Annotated in this window: 9 protein-coding genes, 1 tRNA gene, 1 rRNA gene and 3 pseudogenes; 7 read left to right on the forward strand and 7 right to left on the reverse strand. The window is 61.9% G+C overall.

Annotation, left to right across the window (positions count from 1 at the left end; all coding sequences use genetic code 11):
* Positions 1–25: 25 nt before the first annotated feature.
* Positions 26–1,204, forward strand: coding sequence for an ABC transporter substrate-binding protein (locus tag ACROUL_RS20105; protein ID WP_431301200.1), 1,179 nt, complete (start codon positions 26–28; stop codon positions 1,202–1,204).
* Positions 1,205–1,263: 59 nt separating this feature from the next.
* Positions 1,264–1,707: a GNAT family N-acetyltransferase gene (locus ACROUL_RS20110; protein WP_431301201.1), complete on the forward strand. Its 444-nt coding sequence runs from the start codon at positions 1,264–1,266 to the stop codon at positions 1,705–1,707.
* Here ACROUL_RS20110 and ACROUL_RS20115 read toward each other — a convergent pair whose 3' ends face one another.
* Entirely contained in the window at positions 1,708–2,373 is a 666-nt protein-coding gene (locus tag ACROUL_RS20115) for a nuclear transport factor 2 family protein (RefSeq protein ID WP_431301202.1), read from the reverse strand. It lies immediately after the preceding gene.
* A gap of 338 nt (positions 2,374–2,711) precedes the next feature.
* Here ACROUL_RS20115 and arsA point away from each other — a divergent pair, with 338 nt between their 5' ends.
* The gene (gene arsA, locus ACROUL_RS20120) at positions 2,712–4,463 is read left to right on the forward strand and encodes an arsenical pump-driving ATPase (protein WP_431301203.1); all 1,752 of its coding nucleotides are present in this window, start codon (positions 2,712–2,714) and stop codon (positions 4,461–4,463) included.
* 104 nt (positions 4,464–4,567) lie between these two features.
* Here arsA and ACROUL_RS20125 read toward each other — a convergent pair whose 3' ends face one another.
* Positions 4,568–4,930 (reverse strand): hypothetical protein, encoded by a 363-nt coding sequence (locus ACROUL_RS20125; protein WP_431301204.1) that lies wholly within the window; start codon positions 4,928–4,930, stop codon positions 4,568–4,570.
* Positions 4,931–5,065: 135 nt separating this feature from the next.
* On the opposite strand from ACROUL_RS20125, the gene ppsA reads away from it, so the two are divergent.
* The gene (ppsA, locus tag ACROUL_RS20130) at positions 5,066–7,462 is read left to right on the forward strand and encodes a phosphoenolpyruvate synthase (RefSeq protein ID WP_431301205.1); all 2,397 of its coding nucleotides are present in this window, start codon (positions 5,066–5,068) and stop codon (positions 7,460–7,462) included.
* Between the two features lie 398 nt (positions 7,463–7,860).
* On the opposite strand, the gene ACROUL_RS20135 is transcribed toward ppsA, so the two are convergent.
* Positions 7,861–9,579: a BTAD domain-containing putative transcriptional regulator gene (locus ACROUL_RS20135; protein WP_431301206.1), complete on the reverse strand. Its 1,719-nt coding sequence runs from the start codon at positions 9,577–9,579 to the stop codon at positions 7,861–7,863.
* A 125-nt stretch (positions 9,580–9,704) separates the two neighbouring features.
* On the opposite strand from ACROUL_RS20135, the gene ACROUL_RS20140 reads away from it, so the two are divergent.
* Both ACROUL_RS20140 and ACROUL_RS20145 read left to right on the forward strand, forming a co-directional pair.
* Complete coding sequence (locus tag ACROUL_RS20140; protein ID WP_431301207.1) at positions 9,705–10,385, forward strand: peroxiredoxin; 681 nt, start codon at positions 9,705–9,707, stop codon at positions 10,383–10,385.
* A complete protein-coding gene (locus ACROUL_RS20145; protein ID WP_431301208.1) occupies positions 10,382–11,509 on the forward strand; it encodes an NAD(P)/FAD-dependent oxidoreductase in 1,128 nt (375 codons plus the stop codon). Before ACROUL_RS20140 ends, ACROUL_RS20145 begins: the two co-directional genes overlap by 4 nt.
* A gap of 129 nt (positions 11,510–11,638) precedes the next feature.
* On the opposite strand, the pseudogene ACROUL_RS20150 reads toward ACROUL_RS20145, so the two are convergent.
* A pseudogene (locus ACROUL_RS20150) lies at positions 11,639–12,786 on the reverse strand (IS3 family transposase); the annotation flags it as partial.
* Between the two features lie 125 nt (positions 12,787–12,911).
* Positions 12,912–13,660: pseudogene (locus tag ACROUL_RS20155) on the reverse strand (IS3 family transposase); the annotation flags it as partial.
* Between the two features lie 137 nt (positions 13,661–13,797).
* Here ACROUL_RS20155 and ACROUL_RS20160 point away from each other — a divergent pair.
* Positions 13,798–15,020, forward strand: a pseudogene (locus ACROUL_RS20160) (IS3 family transposase); the annotation flags it as partial.
* Positions 15,021–15,169: 149 nt separating this feature from the next.
* Here the strand turns inward: ACROUL_RS20160 and ACROUL_RS20165 are convergent.
* Positions 15,170–15,246: transfer RNA gene (locus tag ACROUL_RS20165), tRNA-Met, on the reverse strand.
* Positions 15,247–15,339: 93 nt separating this feature from the next.
* Positions 15,340–15,454, reverse strand: a 5S ribosomal RNA gene (rrf, locus tag ACROUL_RS20170).
* Positions 15,455–15,537 lie beyond the last annotated feature (83 nt).

The following is a 15,537-nucleotide window of genomic DNA, read 5'->3' on the forward strand; positions in this document are numbered from 1 at the left end:
AAACTGTTCAACAAGGAGAGATGCCATGAAAAGACTGATGACCGTGCTGGCAGCCACCACCTGCCTGACCGCACCCGCGCTTGCCGATGACGAAAAGATCATCGTGGGCTTTGCCACCGCAGAGACCGGCTTCATGCAGGCCTATGACAAGCCCGCGCAAGATGCTGCCATGATCCGGATCGCCGAGATCAACGCGGCAGGCGGCCTTCTGGGCAAGCAGATCGAAGTGGTCAATGCCGACACCAAGACCGACCGCGCCGAAGGCGCAAAGGCGGGTCTGACCGTCATCGACGCCGGCGCCGACATGGTTGTCGTGTCTTGCGATTATGACTTCGGCTCGCCCGCAGCCCTTGCGGCCGAAAGCGCCGGCCTGCCATCGTTCTTCCTTTGCGCTGAATCGATCAAGGCGGGCATTCAGGGCGTTGGCCCGAACTCCTTCTCGGCCTCAGTTTTGGCGGCGGTTCAGGGTGCCACAATGGCCGAATGGTCCTACACCAAGAAAGAAGCCCGCACCTTCTATCGCCTGCTCGATACCTGGACCGAGTACAACAAGGGCATCTGCGACGGCTTTGACTACATGCTGCCGAAGCTGGCTGATGCCAAACTGGTGGGCGAGGACACCTTCCTGAACGAAGACGCCTCGATCGCCGCCCAGATAACCCGCATCAAGGCCCTGCCCGAAGAGCCCGACGCGATCATGCTCTGCACGATGATGCCGGGCGCAGTCTCGGCTATCAAGCAGATCCGCGCCGCCGGGATCAACTCGATGATCCTGAACGGCTCGGGCGTGGACGGCTCCTATTGGCTTTCTGCTGTGCCGGACTTGTCTAACTTCTACGTGCCGGTTCAGGGCTCGATCTATGGCGATGACCCGAATGCCGACGTGACCGCCTTCAACGCCAAGTACAAGGAAGTGACGGGCGGCGATCCCTCGACCCAGTATGTCTATCCCGGCTACGTGATGATCGACGTCTGGGCCAAGGCGGTGGAACGCGCAGGCACCACCGAAACCGCAGCCGTGGTGGCGGAACTTGAAAAGATGAACGCCGAGCCGACGCTGTTTGGCCCGCGCACCTTTACCAGCGAGTTGCACCACCAGAATCAGGCCCGCTATCTGATTGTGGAAACCAACGCTGGCAAGCCCGGCGTGGTCGATGAATGGACGATCTCTGCACCCATTCCGGTGGCCGACCTGATGAAGTAAGCGTCACCAGCTTGGCCGGCCCCGTGCATGCGGGGCCGGCTCCCTTTGCCGGAGAACCCATGCCCGAAGTTTCCATCCGCCCCATGGCTGCGCATGACGAAGCCGACTGGCGCCGCCTCTGGACCGGCTATCTGGACTATTATGAAACTACGGTGCCCGAGGCGGTCTATGCCAGCACCTTCGCCCGGCTTCTGGGCAATGACCCCCAGGATTTCAACGGCTTGATCGCCCTTGTCGATGGCAAGGCAATGGGCCTGACCCACTTCCTTTTCCACCGCCATGGGTGGAAGATCGAGAACGTCTGTTACCTGCAAGACCTCTACGTCGCGCCCGAAGCACGCGGCGCCGGCGTAGGCCGCAAGCTGATCGAGGCGGTCTATGCTGCTGCCGACGCCAATGGCACACCTTCGGTCTATTGGCTGACGCAAGACTTCAACGAAGTCGGTCGCCGCCTTTACGACCGCATCGGCAAACAGACGCCCTTCATCCGCTATAACCGCTGATCAGCCCCGCGCCTTGCGGTAGCTGTCCTTGACCGCGATCAGATCGCCGTCAAAGCCGAAAACATCGCAGCCCCGCACGTCGACCGGACTGCCATCCGGGCGGCGCCCGACAAAGCGCCAACTCGACAGGCCCTTGTCGCCCGCAACCACATGCATGCCATCGGTCCAGGCGGCCTCGGGGAAAGCGTCGAAAACCGCTGCGGTTGCCTGCCGCACGGCGTCGCGCCCGATGTAGCGCTGACCTTCCACCTCGGGACCGGCCGAAGCGTGAAACGCGCAGTCCGCGGACATGCAGGCCATGACGCCCTCGACGTCGCGCGCATTGAACGCAGCCATCATCGCAATCATCGTCGCCTGACGGCGATGGCCCAGCGCGTCATCCACCACCTCCACCTCCAGAAACGCCAGCGGGGCGCTGTCAGAGCCATTGGTGACGTTATGCTCAACACCCGCACGCCGCGAATAAGGCACGCCTTGCGTCAGGCTGGCCGTGGCTTTCTGGCCGCCCGGCAGGTCAAGCACAAGTTGGCCGTCACACAAGGGCACGATCACATAGTCATGGCCATGCCGATGCCAGCCGGTCTCTGCCCCCGGGGCAAACTGCCACTCGGTGACGCGAAACCGGTCATCGTCGATGTGCACTACGGGATTTGCGGCTGCGCGCATGGATGCCCCTCTTTCAGGTCTCGGGTGACAGCCTATTCCGGTGCTGCTTCAAGGGGAAGCATCTGAGTGGCCATCGGCTGCGCAAGAAGGGCTGCCAATCTCGATGGGCCAAAATATTTCTGCCAGTCGAACTTTGAGCGGCGAACTGTCGCCATCGTACTGTCATGGACGAGCAATGCCGCACTGCCGTCAGACACCATTCCGCTCAAAGCAGCCACTCGCGCACTTTCTGAACCGTCTTTCAGCAAAGCAGTTCATGCCGGCAGGTAGATTGACCCATGTCATCGAACGATTTGCGTCGATGCACTAGAGTGCATTTGATTTTCCGAGGAATAGCAGTGTTTGCAGAACCACTCTTTCGAAAGCCGACGCATTTTCTGTTCTTCACCGGCAAGGGCGGGGTGGGAAAGACCTCGCTCAGTTGCGCGGTGGCGCTGGGTTTGGCGGATGCCGGCAAGCGGGTCTTGCTGGTCAGCACCGATCCCGCCTCGAACCTCGACGAAATGCTGGGTGCGACGCTTTCCGACCAACCCACGGCGATCCCCGGTGCGGCCGGCTTGTTTGCCATGAACATCGACCCTGACAAGGCGGCCGAGGCTTATCGAGCGCGGGTAATCGACCAACTGGGACCGGACGTGGGGGAGGACGAAAAGGCGACCGTGCGCGAGCAGCTTTCGGGCGCCTGCACGATCGAAATCGCGGCCTTCGACGAATTTGTCGGTCTCCTTGCCGGTGATGCGCCGGAGTATGATCATATCATTTTCGACACCGCGCCGACCGGCCATACGCTGCGATTGCTCAGCCTTCCGCGCGCGTGGACGGGCTTTCTCCACGGCAATGATCGTGGAGCCTCCTGTCTGGGCCCACATTCGGGTCTGAAGATGCAAGAAACGCGCTTCCGGGCCGCGCTGGATGCTTTGGCTGACCCCGAGCGCAGTTCGATCGTCCTTGTGACGCGTGCCGACCGCGGGGCTGTGCGCGAGGCATCGCGGACCTCGGATGAGTTGCGGGCGTTGGGGCTGGCGAACCAGCGGTTGGTCGTGAACGGCGTGTTCCATGCGAGTGGGCAAGGCGACCCGGTTGCGAATGGACTGGCCCGCGATCACGCTGCGGTTCTGGCGCAACTGCCGCCAAACCTTGCCGCGCTTCCCCGCAGCGAGGTGCCGTTGCGGTCGTTCGACATGGTCGGGCTGCCCGCCTTGCGCGCACTGTTCCGGGCCGACGAGATGACAAAGGATATGGCCGCGCTCCCGCCAGACATTGACGAACCCGGCCTTGCCGCGATGGTGGATGATCTGGCACGGGCCGGTCGCGGGTTGGTCATGGTGATGGGCAAGGGTGGCGTGGGCAAGACAACCGTTGCCGCAGCCATCGCTGTGGGGTTGGTCAAGCGTGGGCATCAAGTGCATCTTACGACGACAGACCCCGCGGCACATGTGGCGCTGGTGATGGACGGCAACCTTTCCGGCCTCACCGTCGACCGCATCGATCCAATTGCCGAAACCACCCGTTACGTGGAAAAGATCATGGCCACCAAAGGGCGCGATCTGGACGAGGCAGACCGCGCCCTGATGCTCGAAGACCTCGCGTCGCCCTGCACGGAAGAGGTGGCGGTGTTCCATGCCTTCTCGCGGATCGTCGCAGAAGCCCGGAGTGCGTTTGTCGTGGTCGATACAGCGCCCACCGGCCACACGCTGCTGCTGCTTGACGCGACGGGCGCCTATCACCGCCAGATGACGCAGGACATGGGCGCAATCCAGGGCCGGATCGTGACGCCGCTGATGCGACTTCAAGACCCCGATTACACACGGGTGGTGCTTGTGGCCTTGCCGGAAATCACCCCTGTCTCCGAGGCAGCGAGCCTTCAGGAGGACTTGCGTCGGGCAAAGATCGAGCCGTGGGCCTGGGTGGTCAATCGCGCCATGTCAAAAACGGGAACGACCGACCGTTTGCTGCGTAAGCGGATCGTGTCCGAGGCGGCGCAGATCACCCGGATCCGCAGCGGGCTTGCGGAGCGGTTGTATGTCTTGCCGTTCTGCCCCGAACCGCCTGTCGGGGTGGATCGGCTATCGGACCTTACCCGAGAGTAGGGCTCAGAGAGGGTTGGTCAGGTCAGCTCCCTGCGGCTTTGGCATTGTCCGAAGCCATGCGACGCGCCTTTGCGCCAGCGAAACCCTTGCGCGGTAGCGCGGCCCTATTCGGCGCTCCGCTGTTCGGCCACACTCAGCAAGGCTTCCAGAAGCGCCAAGGCGACCATCCGACCAGCACCCAGCCCCACCACTTCAATCTCGTCGCTCCCTCGCGTCTCGCGCAAGGAGCAGCGCCAATGACCATCCGGCTCAGTCGCCTTGCCGGTCAGGTTGATCGACCAGCTCGGCAACGCAATATCAATCAGGTGCAGCACGGCCTCGACCGGTTGTTCCCCCGGCTCTGACGGCACCGGCACGGCGGGAAACACGCGACGAAGCACCTCTGCCGCATCGGTCAGCAAAGCGCCGTCCAGCGCTGCCGCGCCCTTGACCCGTTGCATCATGCTCAGGATGTCGGTCTTGGTCATCTCGGCCTCCATTTCTTGATCTTCCTTCATTAGGCCACTTGATTCCCCGGCCCGCCTTGATCCCAGTCAAGACCGGCCGCGAGAAGAAGGAGCATAATTATCTTTGCCGTTGTCCCAATCCGGAAGGAGAGCGCGATGCCGAAGAAATCCGTGAACGTCATGTGGTTCGAAGACCTGTCGCGCGGCGATGTCGCCCTCGTCGGCGGCAAGAACAGTTCGCTGGGAGAGATGGTCCGTCAACTCGGCAAAAAGGGAATAAAAGTCCCCGGCGGTTTTGCCACCACCGCCGATGCCTACCGCGCCTATCTAACCGCCAATGCCCTTGAAGCAAGAATCGACGATGTCATCTCGCATTGGCAGGATCAGAAGATCCCCCTGCATGACGCAGGGATGCAAGTGCGCGCGATGATCCTGCAGGGTGACTTTCCCGACGACATCCGCGACGACATCCTGTCGTCCTATCGCGAGTTGTCGCGCCGCGCCGGAACCACCGACCTGCCCGTCGCCGTCCGCTCGTCTGCCACGGCAGAAGACCTTCCGGACGCGAGCTTTGCCGGTCAGCAGGAAACCTATCTGAACGTGCGGGGCGAAAAAGCTCTGTTGGCCGCCTGTCGGCGCTGCTACGCCTCGCTTTTCACTGACCGGGCCATCACTTACCGCCAGATTCAAGGCTTCGGCCATACCAAGGTCGCGCTCTCGATCGGTGTGCAGCGCATGGTGCGGTCCGATACCGGCGGCTCGGGCGTGATGTTTTCAATCGACACTGAAAGCGGCTTTGACAAGATCGCCCTCATTACCGCCGCCTGGGGCCTTGGCGAAAACGTCGTCCAGGGCGCGGTAGACCCCGACGAATACGAAGTCTACAAACCCTTCCTTTCAGACAAATCCCTCATCCCCATCGTCAAGAAGTCGCTCGGCGCGAAAGAGATCAAGATGATCTACGCCGGCACCACAAGCGGCGAGACGAAGAACGTCCCCACCTCCAAGGCCGAAAGGGCTGCCTTTGTCCTCAGCGATGCCGAGATTCTCGACCTCGCCCGCATGGCAACGACGATCGAAGCGCATTACGGCCAGCCGATGGACATGGAATGGGCCCGCGACGGCGATACGGGCGAATTGTTCATCGTTCAGGCACGCCCCGAGACCGTGCAATCCCGCCTGGATGCCGGAGCCATCAAGTCCTATGCGGTAAAGAAGTCGGGCAAGGTGCTTCTGAAAGGTCTCAGCGTCGGGTCTGCCGTCGCCACCGGCCGGGTCAGCATCATTGAATCCGCCAGTGAGATCGACCAATTCATCGACGGCTCGATCCTTGTGACCTCCACGACTGACCCCGACTGGGTTCCGATCATGAAGCGTGCCTCTGCCATCGTCACCGACCATGGCGGCCGAACCAGCCATGCCGCCATTGTCAGCCGCGAGCTCGGCTTGCCCGCCATCGTCGGCACCGGCAATGCCACGCATGTCCTGCATGACGACCAAGAGGTGACCGTTTCTTGCGCTGGCGGCGACGAAGGCGTGATCTATGAAGGCATTGCCAACTTTGCCACCGAGGTCCTGCGCGTCGACGACCTGCCCAAGACACGCACGCAGATCATGCTGAACCTTGCCAACCCCTCTGCCGCCTTTCGCTGGTGGCGGCTGCCATTTGACGGCGTCGGCCTTGCCCGAATGGAATTCGTGGTGAACAACGCCCTCAAGGTTCACCCGATGGCGCTGGTGCATTTCGACCGCCTGAAGGACGATGCCGCCAAGGCCCAGATCGCCGAGCTGACCAAGTCCTTCCCCGACAAGACCGAATACTTCATCGACGGCCTCGCCCGCGGCCTCTCGCAGATCGCCGCCGTCGCCTACCCGCGCCCGGTCATCGTGCGGATGAGTGACTTCAAGACCAACGAGTATGCCGAACTTCTGGGGGGACGCGAATTCGAACCGCATGAAGAGAACCCGATGATCGGCTTCCGTGGGGCCTCGCGCTACTACTCGCCCCGCTACGAGGCGGGCTTTGCCCTGGAATGCAAGGCGATCGGGCGGCTTCGCAAAGAGATGGGTTTCGACAATGTTGTCGTGATGATCCCCTTCTGCCGCAGCCCAAAGGAGGCCGACCGAGTGCTGGCGACGATGGAGAAGCACGGGTTGAAGCGCGGCAAGGACGGCCTTCAAGTCTATGTAATGGGAGAGATTCCAGCCAACGTTATTCTGGTCGAAGAGTTTGCCAGCCGCTTTGACGGCTTTTCCATCGGCTCGAATGACCTGACGCAGCTTACCTTGGGCATCGACCGCGACGCCGAGGATCTGGCCGATCTCTTTGACGAATCTGATCCCGCGGTTCTGTGGATGATCGAAAGCCTGATCGCCCGAGCCCACCAGGCCGGGGCCAAAGTCGGCCTCTGCGGTCAGGCCCCATCCGACGACCCCGAGTTTGCCAAGCTTCTCGTAAAGGCCGGGATCGACTCGATCTCGGTTACGCCTGACAGCTTCGTCGCAGTGAAGCACAATGTCGCCGAAGCGGAAGTGCTCAAGGCGAACACATAGGCCAGTGGTTGAACCGCGCCAAGTTCGCCGCCAGGTGGGGCTGCTCAACCGGATTCTTCCGACCATCAAACTGCAGATGCATGAGTTCGCTTTAAGTCCGTCGCGTAGGGCAGGGCGCCAACGGCCCAAAGCGGCCTCTGAGCACAAGTTGCTCGAAATGAAGCGATTTCACAAAAGCGGTCGGTCGCAAATAAGTTACCGGATCGCCATCTGCCGTAGCCACAGACACTAGCAACTTCAGATATTGACGGTTTGCAGGCGACGGATCGCACGACATAGCAATTTTTGGTCGTCGATCTTCTGGATCACTGCCCTTTTCGACCTACCGAAGCCTTTGCTGGTTTAGCAGATCGGCCGGGGCTCCGGTAAGTCGAAACCAGTATCCATTTCGGACTGGGTCAGACACCTCCGGACCATCTCGAAATCTGCGACCTGCATCGGGTTTCATCGGTTGGGCGGCCAAGGGAGGCGTAGCGGCCGGCCGCTTCTTCAAAGGCCGACACCGCCCGCGCGTCGTTCTTTTCGGCCCGGCGCTGGATGCCTCGGGCTTCCCAGACGGCGGCCACCCAAGGCCCGCCATGCCACATGGCGGAAATCCGTTCGGCCTCGTCCAGCCGCCGGCCGACCTGGTCCAACTCGCCCATCTCGGCCAGCGCGGAGGCGGAAGCCACACGGAACCCCATCGAGCACGGCTGGCACCCATGACTGTGTTGGGACAAAAGCCGATCGCCTTCGTGAATGGCCTCCAGCGCCTTTTCCTTCGACCCCGCCGCCCGCACGGACAGGCCCTTCAGCCGGATCTGCAGATGCGGCGCAAGCCAAGAGGTCGCGGCGATGCCCTCCGCCCGCGCAATCAGCCGTTTGGCCTGCCAGTTCCGCCCGCTGGACAAGGCAATCTCGGCCAGCCGTTCCAGCGCAAGCACCCGGCCAGCGGACGCCTCTGCCTTTGCCAGAAGCGCCTCCGCTTCCGTCAAGAGCCGCTCGGCTTCACCGATCTGCCCCGAGAACAGCGCCACTTCGCCCAGGATCATTAATGCAAGGCCACGGCCTGCCGTCGATCCGGCCCCTTCGGCCACAGAGAGCAATTCCTGCGCCGCCAGCCCGATCTCATGGTGGCCCTTGGCGTTGCACAGGCAGAACTCGGCGAGGCAGAGGTGGCCGTCAAAAACTTGGGCGACCTTGTCGGGTGTCTTGCGGGCCCAGGCGATGAATTCGGAATGAAAGACCTCTTTCCAGCGCCCCTGCATCATGGCGCACAGGCCCATCAGGGCGCTTGCCTCGCCAACTTCGCGCGCCAGACCCGCTGCCATCGCCAGGGCGCGGGTCTCCTCGGCCACGGCGCGGGCCTTTTCGAAATCGCCGCTGTGCAGGTGCAAAAGCCCCCAGGCGAGCGAGGCGCGAATGCGGTCGGTCTGGCTGACCGGATCGACGGTGGGAATGGCCAGCGCCTTTTCATAAAGCGCCACGGCCTCGGCCGAGGGGCCAAGCCCAAGCTCCATATGCAGGCTTTGGCGCAACTGGTTGAAGATCCTGATCGCCTCGGCGCGGTTGCCGGAGTCGAGTGCGGCCTGCATCAGCGCGCATTGCGCCGGTTCGTCGCTGGGTTCGACGGCGATAAGCCGCTGCCACAGCTGGCCTGCGCGCAAAAGGTCGATATGGCGCTGCGCCAGCCCCGTGCGCCGGGCGTCGAGCCAGTCAAAATAGAGGTCATCGGGAAGAAGCCGCCCTCGGTACAGGTCGGCGGCAATTCCGCAGGTCTCGGGCGTTGGCTGGCGCAGGGCCGCACTGGCCGCGGCCTCGAAGGTCTCGGCGTCGATCACCAGATCGGCCAAGGGGGCCAGGGCAAGGCTATCCCCGTTTGTGGAGATCAAGTCATTTTGGCCAAGCGCCTTGCGGGCGTAGTGAACCGCCTTGCGCAGGGCAGCGCCTGCGACCTCCGAATCAGCCTCTGGCCAGAAAAGGTCCAACACCTGTTCGCGGTGCATCCGGTGCTGCGGCGTAACCGCCAGCAGCTTGACCAGAGCCGCAGCACGGTCGCGACGCCACAGGCTGGCGGCGACAAGAACGCCGTCCACTGTTACCGAAAACCCGCCAAGTATCTGAATTTCAATACGCATTATTCCCCGCAAGCCTGCCACAAAGCAAACGCGCTACGTCACAGCGTGCCGCAGCAAGAGGAACGCTGGAGGAACATAGCTAGGTCATTCTCGCCCGGCAATCACCAATCAAACGAGGAAACACCATGTCACTGCGCATCAACGACATCGCCCCCGACTTCACTGCCGAAACCACACAAGGCACTATGTCCTTCCACGACTGGATAGCAGGCTCCTGGGCTGTTCTTTTCTCGCACCCCAAGGATTTCACCCCAGTCTGCACCACGGAGCTGGGCCGGATGGCGCATCTGGCCCCCGAGTTCGCCAAGCGCGGTGTCAGGGTCCTGGGCCTGTCGGTCGATCCTGTCGACAAGCACGCGCTTTGGGCCGATGACATTGCCGAAACCCAGGGCGCGATGCCACAGTTCCCGATGATCGGCGATACGACGCTGGCCGTGGCCAAGTTGTACGACATGCTGCCCGCCGCAGCCGGTGACAGCGCCGAGTGCCGCACCGCCGCCGACAACCAGACGGTGCGGCATGTCTTCATCATCGGACCGGACAAGAAGATCAAGCTGATGATCGCCTATCCGATGACCACGGGCCGCAACTTCGACGAGATCCTGCGCGTGATCGACAGCCTGCAGCTGACCGCCACCCACCGAGTGGCGACCCCGGCCAACTGGACCTTCGGGCAGGATGTGATCATTGCAGGCTCGGTCAGCAACGAAGAGGCCAAAGGCCTGTACCCCGAGGGCTGGGACGCGCCCAAACCCTATCTGCGCATCGTGGCGCAACCCGGCCTGACCAAGGGAGAGAACGCATGAAACCCCGTATCCTGATCCTCGGCGCCGGTTTCGGCGGGCTGGAACTGTCGACCTCGCTTTCCGAGGCTCTGGGCGACGGCATCGACATCACCCTAATCGACAAGTCCGACGGCTTTGTCTTTGGCTACTCGAAACTGGACATGCTGTTTGGCCGCCAGTCCGAGACGATGATCCGCAACCCCTATGCCACCTTTGCCAAGCCCGGCGTGCGCCTGCTGCGCGAGACCATCACGGCCATCGACGCCGAGGCCAAGCGCGTGACGACCGACAAGGGTGTGCATGAAGCCGACATCCTGATCATCGCCCTTGGCGCGGATTACGATGTCAGCGCCACCCCCGGTGTGGTACTGGGCGTGAACGAATTCTACTCTGTCCCCGGCGCCGCGCATCTGTCCAAGGTCCTGCCCGGGTTTCAGGGCGGCGATGTGGTGGTCGGCGTCTGCGGCGCTCCCTACAAATGCCCGCCCGCCCCGGCCGAATGCGCCTTGATGATGCATGACTACATGAAGTCCCGCGGGCTTGATGGGGTCACACGGATCACCCTCGTCAACCCCTTGCCCTCGCCGGTTCCTCCCTCTCCGGACACGTCGAAAGCGATCCTTGGCGCCTTTGCCGAGCGCGGGATCACCTTTATCCCCAACACCCGCGTGACGGCGGTCGAGGGCAAGACGGTGGTACTGGACAATAGCACCATCCTGCCGTGCGATCTGTTTCTGGGCGTGCCCAAGAACCGTGCGGCGGATGTGGTCGTGTCGGCAGGCCTGACTGAAGGCGGCTGGGTTCCGGTTGATCCTTTCACGCTGCTGACCAAGTTCCCCGGCGTCTATGCCGTGGGCGATCTGGCCAATACCGGGGTGCCGAAAGCCGGAGTCTATGCCGAAGGCGCGGCCCGTACCGTGGCCGCCAACATCATCTCGCGGTTGCGGAACGAGGCCGAGACGGCGCGCAACCCCGGTGCGGGCTCATGCTATATCGAGTTCGGTGCGAACCGGATCGGCCGGGTTGATGTGGATTTCTTGTCAGGTCCAAAGCCCTTCGGCACCTTCCATGGCGCTTCCGAGGCCCTGCGCGTCGACAAAGAACAATTCGGCGCAAGCCGCCGCGCCCGGTGGTTTGGAGCGTAAGGTTCTGGCCCCTATCCCCTGAAACGGCGCCCTCCGCACTCGCAAAGTGTGTGCGGAGGGCACAGTTCTAACGAGCACCTTCAGTTTTGCCCTTAGTCTGTCACCTGCCCGCCGGTCGTGCCTCGTTGATAACGAGAGTCCTTGGGGTTGATAGTTGTCGGTTTCGGGTTGGGCAAGCGCGTCGGGCGCGTTGCCCTCAGATTGCTCAAGCGCCCGGCGCGCGTCTGCCGGGGTCTGGTTCCCCAGCGATGAGTGTGGGCTGATGTGGTTGTAGTCGTATCGCCACAGGGCCAGCTTGCGGCGAGCATCAGCCAGACTGTCGAAGATCTCCTCGTTGAGGCACTCGTCGCGCAGGCTGCCGTTGAATGACCTGATGTAGCCATTCTGCTGCGGCTTGCCCGGATCGATGTAGTGCCATTCGACCTTGTTGTCGTTCGCCCATTTGAGGATGGCCTTGCTGGTGAACTCGGTGCCATTGTCAGAGACAATACACGCCGGTTTTCCGTAGATCCTGACCAACGCATCCAGTTCCCGCGCGACCCGGGCCCCGGAGATACTGGTGTCTGCAATGAGGCCGAGGTTTTCACGGCAGCAATCGTCGTTGACCGCCAGGATGCGGAACTTCCGGCAGGCCCCGAAGGTGTCGGACAGAAAGTCCAAGGACCAGCGCTGGTTCGGCCGCAGCGGGACCGGCATCGCTGTGCGGCTGCCGCGCGCCCGTTTGCGGCCACGGCGGCGACGCACCGACAGGCCCTCTTCCCGGTAAATCCGGTAAAGCTTCTTTTCGTTCATCACCATGCCCACACGTTCCAGCATGACACCAATGCGCCGATACCCAAACCGACGCCGCTTCTCGGCGATCTTGTTCATTTCCAGACGGATCTCCGGATTATCGGGCGGATGCTCGCGCCGCACGGTCTTGGGATCGACACCGATCAAGACGCAGGCCCGGCGCTGAGAGATCGGATGACCCTTCAACGCCCGCAACACCGCGTCCCGCCGTTGCATCCCTCGCCATTGTGCTCGAACCAATGGCGCACAATGGCTCGACGTCAGGGCTTTCCCAGCAGATCCTTGAGCACGACATTGTCGAGCATGACATCCGCCACCAAGCGCTTCAGCTTGGCGTTCTCTTCCTCAAGCTGCCTCAGGCGTTTTGTGTCTGACAGGTCCGTCCCGCCATACTTGGCCTTCAGCTTGTAAAACGTCGCTGGGCTAAGGCCATGCTTGCGGCACAGCTCAGCCGTCGGCAAACCAGCCTCCTGCTCCTTGATCATCCCGATAATCTGCGCGTCCCCGATAATCTAAGCGCCGCTGAAACGGCTCTTTCGAATTCGTCTGCTCCTTCAGGGTTGCGCAGAACCTACATCAGACCGAGCGAAATTCCGGCGGGCAGGTCAATGCGCTTGACGCGGATCACGAGCGCCTCCCTGGTAAACTCGTCGATAATGTTGAGTGTGCGGAATACTCTGCCGTCGTGGGTCCGGTCCTAGACGAAATCATAGGACCAGACATGATTGGGATGTTCGGGCCGCAGCCGAACACAGGAGCCATCGTTCAGCCAAAGCCGGCCCTTTTTAACCTATTTCTGTGGAACTTTGAGCCCTTCCCGCCGCCAGATCCGCTCGACCCGCTTGTGGTTTACATGCCAGCCAGCGTTGTTCAGCAGCCCGGTGATCATCCGATAGCCATAGCGCCCGAACTGCCGCGTCAGTTCTATGATGTCCGCAGTCAGCCGCTCTTCATCTGGCTGGCCACATGGCATCTGGCGCTGCGTAGAACAATGCTGCCCGAGTGTGGGGCAGGCCCGGCGCTCGGATACGCCAAGGGTCTGCCGCACATGGTCGATGCAACGCCGTCGGCGGGAAGGGCTCAATAGTTTCCCCGTGCAGCCTCGGTCAGTATCAGCTTGTCCAGGGTAAGATCCGACACCGCGCGCCGCAGCCGCTGGTTCTCGACCTCAAGCTCTTTCAGCCGCTTCAGCTGATCGCGGTTCATCCCGCCATACTCTTTGCGCCATCGGTAGTAGGTCTGCACCGTCACGCCGATCTGACAAACCGCCTCCTTCACCGACTTGCCCTGACCCTGCAGCACCTCTACCTGCCGCAGCTTCAGTACTATATCTTCCGGCTTCTCTCGCTTTCCAGCCATCTTCTGGTCCTCCAAAAAATGGGATCATTATATCCCAGTTGGTGGACCACTTCAGTGGGGGCACTCCACTTTGATCTGCCCCCTGAAAAGTGGTCCTCCCTGAGGTATGGCTTACGAGCCATTTGGAGGATGCAGGAATGCCCCAGAAGAAGCACAAGCCGGAGGAGATCGTCGCCAAGCTGCGGCAGGTCGACGTGTTGGTATCGCAAGGCCAGTCTGTGGCCGAAGCCGTGCGCTCGATCGGCGTGACGCAGTTCACCTACTATCGGTGGCGCAAGGAGTTCGGCGGGTTGAAGACTGACCAGGTGAAGCGCCTGAAGGAACTGGAGAAGGATCGAGCCATTGAGGCGCCATTGGTTCGAGCCCAATGGCGAGGGAGCGGTTGCGGAAGGCAGTGTCCGATCTGACCCTCGAGAAGCTGATCCTGCGGGAGGCGGCATCGGGAACCGAAGGTCCGCGTAGCGAAACTTCTGAGCCCCGCCCGTCGCCGTGCTTGCATCGAGCATGTCAGGCAGCGGTTCCGGATCTCGGAACGGTTCGCCTGTCGTGTCCTCGGGCAGTATCGCTCGACCCAGCGGAAGATGCCGCAGGGCCGGGCCGACGAGGAGGCTCTCACCGCGGACATCATCGCGCTCGCCAGCCAGTTTGGTCGCTACGGCTACCGCCGGATCACGGCTCTTCTACGCGAGGCGGGCTGGGCGGTGAACGTAAAGCGGGTCGAGCGCATCTGGCGGCGGGAGGGGCTGAAGGTGCCTGCAAAACAACCGAAGAAGGGCCGGCTCTGGCTGAATGATGGGTCCTGCATCCGTCTCCGGCCTGAGCGTCCGAAGCACGTCTGGTCTTACGACTTCGTTGAAAGCCGAACTCATGATGGAAGGAAGTTCCGCATGCTCAACCTCATCGACGAGTTCACCCGGGAGTGCCTGGTGATCCGGATCAACCGGAAGCTCCGATCGACCGACGTCATCGACGTGCTGTCCGATCTCTTCATCCTGCGCGGCGTGCCGGATCACATACGGTCCGACAACGGCCCGGAGTTCATTGCCAAAGCTGTAAGGGACTGGATCGCCGCCGTCGGCGCAAAGACCGCCTATATCGAGCCTGGCAGCCCCTGGGAGAACGGCACCTGCGAGAGCTTCAACTCGAAACTCAGGGACGAGCTGCTCAACGGGGAGATCTTCTACAGCCTCGCCGAGGCACGGATCGTCATCGAGTCTTGGCGCCGCCACTACAACACAAAGCGCCCGCACTCATCACTGGGTATCGCCCGCCAGCTCCCGAGGTCATCCAATGGCCGGCTTCGCCATCCGGAGCCGCTCCGCCGGCCACCCCAGCCGTAACGCCAAGACCCGTCATGCACCAAGACTGTAACCGGACCACTCGATCGGGGCAGGCCAGGTGGGCGTCGCAACTTGCCTCGTTTTGTTGACCTATTGTTGACCCGCGGTTTGGAACGCAAAAAGCCGCCCGGAAGGCGGCTCGTAACTTCTTGATATGTTTGTTATATTTTGGTTGCGGGGACAGGATTTGAACCTGTGACCTTCAGGTTATGAGCCTGACGAGCTACCGGGCTGCTCCACCCCGCGACGGTTGTCATCGTGAGCTGCGGGTTGGGGCTCAATTGATGACTGGATCGTTTTGTTTTGGATCGTATTTGAGAGAGACATGTTTCTGATCAGGTTTGGCGGTGACCTACTCTCCCACGTCTTGAGACGCAGTACCATTGGCGCGACGGCACTTATCGGCCGAGTTCGGGAAGGGATCGGGAGTTTTGCTCGTGCTATGACCACCAAACCAGAACAGAGACAGGTCGCGGGTTTTTTCCCGCGACAACATCAGTTGAGTTCCAAGTCCAGGCTGCGCGATGTGCGCAGCAG

It is taken from the genome of Tabrizicola sp. BL-A-41-H6, from assembly GCF_050632395.1.
GTDB lineage: Bacteria > Pseudomonadota > Alphaproteobacteria > Rhodobacterales > Rhodobacteraceae > JAUYQR01.

What these genes read in the sequence shown, in the direction of transcription:
- ACROUL_RS20105 (WP_431301200.1), top strand. Translation starts at nt 26, where the DNA reads ATGAAAAGACTGATGACCGTGCTGGCAGCCACCACCTGCCTGACCGCA.
- ACROUL_RS20140 (WP_431301207.1), top strand. Translation starts at nt 9,705, where the DNA reads ATGTCACTGCGCATCAACGACATCGCCCCCGACTTCACTGCCGAAACC.
- ACROUL_RS20110 (WP_431301201.1), top strand. Translation starts at nt 1,264, where the DNA reads ATGCCCGAAGTTTCCATCCGCCCCATGGCTGCGCATGACGAAGCCGAC.
- ppsA (WP_431301205.1), top strand. Translation starts at nt 5,066, where the DNA reads ATGCCGAAGAAATCCGTGAACGTCATGTGGTTCGAAGACCTGTCGCGC.
- ACROUL_RS20135 (WP_431301206.1), bottom strand. Translation starts at nt 9,579, where the DNA reads ATGCGTATTGAAATTCAGATACTTGGCGGGTTTTCGGTAACAGTGGAC.
- ACROUL_RS20125 (WP_431301204.1), bottom strand. Translation starts at nt 4,930, where the DNA reads ATGACCAAGACCGACATCCTGAGCATGATGCAACGGGTCAAGGGCGCG.
- ACROUL_RS20145 (WP_431301208.1), top strand. Translation starts at nt 10,382, where the DNA reads ATGAAACCCCGTATCCTGATCCTCGGCGCCGGTTTCGGCGGGCTGGAA.
- ACROUL_RS20115 (WP_431301202.1), bottom strand. Translation starts at nt 2,373, where the DNA reads ATGCGCGCAGCCGCAAATCCCGTAGTGCACATCGACGATGACCGGTTT.